This is a genomic window from Tabrizicola sp. T46, from assembly GCF_057219895.1.
Map to the genome: position 1 here is coordinate 1,483,909 of NZ_JBXVVV010000001.1, position 6,237 is coordinate 1,490,145.

The 6,237-nt window shown below is 63.8% G+C and carries 5 protein-coding genes; 3 read left to right on the forward strand and 2 right to left on the reverse strand.

Translation table 11 applies throughout. The annotated features are described in order from the left end of the window. The first annotated feature begins 139 nt into the window (after window positions 1-139). On the forward strand, window positions 140-2,755 hold the full coding sequence (clpB, locus tag AC2D9V_RS07385) for an ATP-dependent chaperone ClpB (RefSeq protein WP_484713381.1): 2,616 nt from the start codon (window positions 140-142) through the stop codon (window positions 2,753-2,755). Window positions 2,756-2,805: 50 nt separating this feature from the next. On the opposite strand, the gene AC2D9V_RS07390 is transcribed toward clpB, so the two are convergent. Further along, window positions 2,806-3,369 (reverse strand): DUF4202 domain-containing protein, encoded by a 564-nt coding sequence (locus AC2D9V_RS07390; protein WP_484713382.1) that lies wholly within the window; start codon window positions 3,367-3,369, stop codon window positions 2,806-2,808. Window positions 3,370-3,479: 110 nt separating this feature from the next. Then, the gene (locus tag AC2D9V_RS07395; RefSeq protein WP_484713383.1) at window positions 3,480-3,956 is read right to left on the reverse strand and encodes a fasciclin domain-containing protein; all 477 of its coding nucleotides are present in this window, start codon (window positions 3,954-3,956) and stop codon (window positions 3,480-3,482) included. Between the two features lie 306 nt (window positions 3,957-4,262). Here AC2D9V_RS07395 and msrP point away from each other — a divergent pair, with 306 nt between their 5' ends. Beyond that, the gene (gene msrP, locus AC2D9V_RS07400; RefSeq protein ID WP_484713384.1) at window positions 4,263-5,174 is read left to right on the forward strand and encodes a protein-methionine-sulfoxide reductase catalytic subunit MsrP; all 912 of its coding nucleotides are present in this window, start codon (window positions 4,263-4,265) and stop codon (window positions 5,172-5,174) included. Then, window positions 5,174-5,782, forward strand: coding sequence for a protein-methionine-sulfoxide reductase heme-binding subunit MsrQ (msrQ, locus tag AC2D9V_RS07405; protein ID WP_484713385.1), 609 nt, complete (start codon window positions 5,174-5,176; stop codon window positions 5,780-5,782). The genes msrP and msrQ overlap by 1 nt, the downstream gene beginning before the upstream one ends. Window positions 5,783-6,237: the final 455 nt, after the last annotated feature.

The following is a 6,237-nucleotide window of genomic DNA, read 5'->3' on the forward strand; positions in this document are numbered from 1 at the left end:
TCGCGCCGATGCGGAATCTGTCCCGGGAAGGGATTGCAAAGACGGGGCAGCACGCCCAAATCTTGGGCAAGGCCCCTTGCGACCGTGCTGGAATTCCGGGCGGCGCTTTCGGGGGTGCTTCACAAGAGGAGAATGCCCGATGAATTTGGAGAAATTCACGGAACGGTCACGTGGTTTCCTTCAGGCCGCACAGACCATCGCGATGCGGGAAAGCCACCAGCGCGTGCTGCCCGATCACCTGCTGAAGGCGCTTATGGATGACGACCAGGGCTTGGCCGCGAACCTGATCCGCAAGGCGGGTGGTGCGCCGGAACAGGTCAATGCGGCGATCAATGCCTCGATCGCGAAGCTGCCGAAGGTTTCGGGCGGCGACGGTCAGACCTACATCGACCCAAGCCTTGTGCGGGTGCTGGACGAGGCGGAGACGGTCGCGAAGAAGGCCGGTGACAGTTTCGTTCCCGTCGAGCGTCTGCTGACGGCGCTGGCACTGGTAAACACACGCGCGAAGGATGCGCTGACGGCGGGGGCGGTGACGGCCCAGGGTCTGAACGCGGCCATCAACGAGGTGCGCAAGGGTCGGACGGCTGACAGTGCCTCGAGCGAAGACACGATGGAGGCCCTGAAGAAATATGCCCGCGACCTGACGGAACAGGCACGCGACGGCAAGATCGACCCGATCATCGGGCGCGACGAGGAAATCCGCCGCGCGATGCAGGTCCTGTCCCGCCGGACAAAGAACAACCCTGTCCTGATCGGTGAACCCGGTGTCGGCAAGACGGCGATCGCCGAGGGCCTTGCGCTGCGCATCGTCAATGGTGACGTTCCGGAATCCCTGCGCAACAAGAAGCTGATGGCGCTGGACATGGGTGCGCTGATCGCGGGGGCCAAATACCGTGGTGAATTCGAGGAGCGCCTGAAGGCGATCCTGAAAGAGATCGAGGCTGCGGCGGGCGAGGTCATCCTCTTCATCGACGAGATGCACACCCTGGTCGGCGCGGGCAAATCGGAAGGCGCAATGGATGCGGCCAACCTGATCAAGCCGGCGCTGGCACGTGGTGAGCTCCACTGCATCGGAGCGACCACGCTGGATGAGTACCGCAAGCATGTGGAGAAGGACGCGGCCCTGGCCCGTCGCTTCCAGCCGGTCTTCGTGAACGAACCCACGGTCGAGGATACGATTTCGATCCTGCGTGGGATCAAGGAGAAGTACGAGCTTCACCACGGGGTGAAGATCGCCGACGCAGCGCTGGTCGCGGCGGCGACGCTGAGCCATCGCTACATCACCGACCGGTTCCTGCCGGACAAGGCGATCGACCTTGTGGACGAAGCCGCCAGCCGCCTGCGGATGGAGGTGGATTCGAAGCCCGAAGAGCTGGATGCGCTGGACCGGCAGATCCTGCAGTTCCAGATCGAGGCCGAGGCCCTGAAGAAGGAAGACGACGCGGCGTCGAAGGACCGGCTGGAGAAGCTGGAGAAGGAGCTTGCCGACCTGCAGCAGAAGTCGTCGGAACTGACGGCCAAGTGGCAGGCCGAGCGCGACAGCCTTGAGACGGCGCGCGGCCTGAAGGAACAGCTGGACGTGGCGCGTGCGGAGCTGGAGCAGGCCAAGCGCGAGGGCAACTTCGCCAAGGCCGGTGAGCTGCAATATGGCCGTATCCCGGAGCTTGAGAAGAAGCTGGGCGAAGCCGAGGGACGCGAGGGCGAGGCACTGGTCGCTGAAGCCGTGCGGCCCGAGCAGATTGCCGAGGTGGTGGAACGCTGGACCGGCATTCCCACGACCAAGATGCTGGAAGGCGAGAAGGAGAAGCTCCTCAAGATGGAGGAGGAGCTGGGCAAGCGCGTGGTCGGCCAGCGGGCAGCGGTGGAAGCCGTCAGCCGCGCCGTGCGGCGGTCGCGCGCGGGGCTCTCGGACGAGAACCGGCCGCTGGGCAGCTTCCTGTTCCTTGGCCCGACCGGCGTCGGCAAGACCGAGCTGACCAAGGCGCTGGCCGAGTATCTGTTCGATGACGACAGCGCGATGGTCCGGATCGACATGAGCGAGTTCATGGAGAAGCATTCGGTCAGCCGCCTGATCGGCGCGCCGCCCGGCTATGTCGGCTATGACGAGGGCGGGGTTCTGACCGAAGCGGTCCGCCGCAGGCCCTATCAGGTCATCCTTTTCGACGAGGTCGAAAAGGCGCATCCCGACGTCTTCAACGTGCTGCTGCAGGTCCTGGACGATGGCCGGCTGACCGATGGCCAGGGCCGCGTGGTCGACTTCAAGCAGACGCTGATCATCCTGACCTCGAATCTTGGGGCGCGGGCGTTGAGCGAGTTGCCGGAGGGCGCGGATGCCTCGCGTGCGAAGGCCGAGGTGATGGAGGCGGTGCGCCAGCATTTCCGGCCCGAGTTCCTGAACCGGCTGGACGAGCAGATCATCTTCGACCGGCTGAACCGGGCGGATATGTCTGGCATCGTCGAGATCCAGCTCAAGCGGCTGGAGGCGCGGCTTGCGGCGCGGAAGATCACGCTGGAGCTGGACGATGCAGCGAAAGCGTGGCTGGCCGACGAGGGCTATGACCCTGTCTTCGGTGCGCGGCCCCTGAAGCGGGTGATCCAACGCCAGCTGCAGGACCCCTTGGCCGAGATGCTGCTGGCTGGCGATGTGCTGGACGGATCGGTCGTATCGGTGACTTCGGGTCCCGAGGGCCTGATCATCGGCGACCGGGTGGTGCCAAGCCGCCGCGAGCGGCCGCCGGAAGCGGTGGTGCACTGAAACTGAAAAGGGCTGCCATTGGCGGCCCTTTTTCTTTCCGGTCCGTCGCCTCAGGCGCGGAAGGCGGCGGCCAACGGTGCGGGTAGTGGGAACTCGTCCAGAACGCGGGCGCGGCCGTCGGCTGACATCTTCCGCGCGGTCTTGACCACGATATCGGCCACTTCTGCCGGGTCGCGCGTCGCGGCGAAGGCCTGGAAGTACCAGCGCAGGAAGGTGAAGCAGATCACATCCTCCAGCGCCTGGACCTCGGGATCGCGTTTCAGCCCCTCTTTCCGCAGAAGGATGCCCACGCGGTCACATTCGGCCGGGGGGTAGCCCGCTTCGGCCATCATGCCACCCACGCGTGAGGCGTGACGGCGGGCCTGTTCCCGGCGCCAGTCAAGATATCCCGCCTTGCCGGACGGGTAGTCGCTGCGCGGCAGCAGCCAGCGTTCGACGTGCTGGCCGCGCGCAGCGATCTGCAGGACCTCTGAAGCGGCGGGGAACAGACGGTCAAGTTCGGCCGTCATGCGATGGCCATAAAGCAGGGCTGCCGGCTGGCCGTCTTCCTGCGTCGGGTCCGCGGCATTGGCTGCGTCGATCAGCGCAAGCGCCTTGATAAGCCGGTCTGTCATTCTGGGCGTCCCTTTCAGGATGCGAAGCGCATGGCAACCAGCTTCATCAATCGGCCGCCAAAAGAAAAGGGGCGGGAAATCCCGCCCCTTTCCTGACCGGAACAACCGGATCAGCCGGGCGGCAGGATGACGCTGTCGATGACGTGGATCACGCCGTTCGAGGCAGCGACGTCCGGGGTCGAGATGACCGCGCCGTTCACTTTCGGGCCACCTTCGAGGGTGATGGTCACTTCGCTGCCCTGAACGGTGGCAGCCTTCAGACCTTCGCTGAGGTCGGTCGACATGACCTTGCCCGGAACGACGTGATAGGTCAGGACGGCAACGAGCTGGTCCTTGTTCTCGGGCTTCAGCAGGTCCTCGACGGTGCCGGCCGGCAGGGCTGCGAAGGCGGCGTCGGTCGGCGCGAAGACGGTGAACGGGCCTTCGCCCTTCAGCGTCTCGACCAGGCCAGCGGCTTCGAGGGCAGCGGCCAGCGTGGTGAACGAGCCAGCGGCGACAGCGGTGTCGACGATGTCGGCATCCTGCGCGAAGGCGGGCATCGCGAAGGCGGTGGCGGCGCTCAGCGCCAGAAAGGTTCTGCGGATCATTTGGTGTCACTCCCGTTTGATCGGTGTGCCGTGATTGGCAGGGCGGTATATGGTGCACCTGCGGCATCGGATCACCCAAACAAATCCGTGAGTTGCGCTTGACCGCCAAATGTCGCGCGCTAAGCCCGCGGGGTTCCGCTGATCAAGTCAAATCGATGTGAAGAAAGTTCAGCGACGGTGATGTAATGTTTCAGCCAAGCCGACGAATGGTCAGCATGTTTCAATCCTTGCCCAAGATGTGAGGCGGCTTGCTTTGCCTTTCGGCGACACAAGCGCAGGTTTGGGGGGATGAACACGGAGGAAACGATGCGCAAACTCTCCTGGTCGGACGTGACGCCGAAGTCCCTTTGGCTGAACCGGCGCGAGATCATCACCGGCGGCGCGGCTTTGGCGGCCGCTTCGGCAGTGCCGGGACCCGTCCACGCGCAGGCTCCGGCCAGCCGGTTTTCGACCGACGAGCCGCCGACGAGTCTTGAGGACATCACCAGCTACAACAATTTCTACGAGTTCGGGACGGGCAAGGAGGACCCCGCGCGCTACGCGGGCGCGCTGACGACCGACCCATGGTCGATCGTGATCGACGGGCTGGTGGACAAGCCCGGCACCTATGACCTCGCCGACGTGATGCGCAACCAGCCGCTGGAGGAACGCATCTACCGCTTCCGCTGTGTCGAGGCCTGGTCGATGGTCATTCCCTGGATCGGGTTCGAGCTTGCCGGCCTGCTTGACCGTGTCGGCGTGCAGCCGGGGGCGAAGTTCGTGGCCTTCGAAACGCTGGTCCGCCCCGAGGAGATGCCAGGCGTGTCCTCGCCCTTCATCGAGTGGCCCTACCGCGAGGGGCTGCGGCTGGACGAGGCGATGCACCCGCTGACGATTCTCGCCAACGGGCTCTATGGCGAGCCGATGCCAAACCAGAATGGCGCGCCGATCCGTCTTGTCGTGCCGTGGAAATACGGCTTCAAGTCGATCAAGTCGATCGTGCGGATCAGCCTTACCGACACGATGCCCCCCACGACCTGGAACATGCTGCAGCCGCAGGAGTACGGGTTCTATTCGAACGTAAACCCGAACGTGGATCACCCGCGCTGGAGCCAGGCCTCCGAACGGCGCGTCGGTTCGGGTCTTTTCGGCGGACGGATCGATACGCTGATGTTCAACGGCTATGAAGAAGAGGTCGCCTCGCTTTACACCGGGCAGGACCTGTCGGTCGATTACTGATGGATCGCCTGAACGCCTTCGCCCGGCGGGTGCCCACCTGGGTGATCTACACCCTTGGCGCGGTCCCGCTGGCCCTCCTGGTGTGGGGGGCGGTCAGCAATGAACTCGGTGCCGATCCGGTCAAGGCGATCGAGCATCAGTTGGGCATCCTCGGGCTTCAGTTCCTTCTCGCGTCGCTGGCGATCACGCCGCTTCGGCGTCTGGGCCTGAACCTGATCCGCTTTCGCAGGGCGCTTGGCCTTCTCGCCTTTGCCTATGTCGCCTTGCACCTTGTGGCTTGGGTCTGGCTGGACATGGGCCTCCGCTGGTCAGAGATGGCGGCCGACCTCTGGAAACGGCCCTACATCATCGCGGGAATGGTCGGCTTCGCAGCACTGTTGCCGCTGGCCCTGACCTCGACGAATGCTGCGATCCGACGGATGGGCCCGCAGGCCTGGGGAAGGCTGCACAAGTTGGCCTATGTGGCGATTCTGGCCGGGATCCTGCACTTTGTCCTTCTCTCCAAGGTCTGGACGACGGAAGTCTTGGTCTATGCGGGCCTTGCCATGGCCCTTCTGGCAGTCCGGCTTCTGCCAAAGTCCGGACGACGCAGGCCGGTGGCCGCCTGAACTCCCTTTGGACGCCGAAAGGCGGCAAGATTATTGCTGCCCGCAACGCTGACTTGTGCCATTTCTTGCGCCAACCCCCAGATTTTGCGGCAGTTTCTGATCCGAGCAAAATTTTTGCAAAGAACGTTCTTTTCCCTCTTGCAGGTGCTGCGTCGGGTCCGTAAATACCCCTTCACCGAAGCGGAGACGCGACGGTGACGAAGCGGGCCCTAGGCGAAAGTCAAAGGAAAGTTTCGGAAAATCTGAAGACAAGGCGCGAGGGGATACGCCAGGAAGTTGGCGGATCGCACGTTTTTTGTCTGAAGATCGCTCTTTGACAGGTTTGGAAGAGAAGGGATATGCGGGCGGTTTGGGCGCATCGGCGTCTGGATGTTTGCATATCGGCTCACTAGGGGAAACCCGATGATGTGAGTGTCAGCTTCACTACTTGTGGGTCACGTTGTTCGCGAGAACGA

Bases quoted from the DNA above. Each gene is read 5' to 3' on its own strand.
- clpB (WP_484713381.1), top strand. From the start codon at position 140: ATGAATTTGGAGAAATTCACGGAACGGTCACGTGGTTTCCTTCAGGCC.
- AC2D9V_RS07390 (WP_484713382.1), bottom strand. From the start codon at position 3,369: ATGACAGACCGGCTTATCAAGGCGCTTGCGCTGATCGACGCAGCCAAT.
- AC2D9V_RS07395 (WP_484713383.1), bottom strand. From the start codon at position 3,956: ATGATCCGCAGAACCTTTCTGGCGCTGAGCGCCGCCACCGCCTTCGCG.
- msrP (WP_484713384.1), top strand. From the start codon at position 4,263: ATGCGCAAACTCTCCTGGTCGGACGTGACGCCGAAGTCCCTTTGGCTG.
- msrQ (WP_484713385.1), top strand. From the start codon at position 5,174: ATGGATCGCCTGAACGCCTTCGCCCGGCGGGTGCCCACCTGGGTGATC.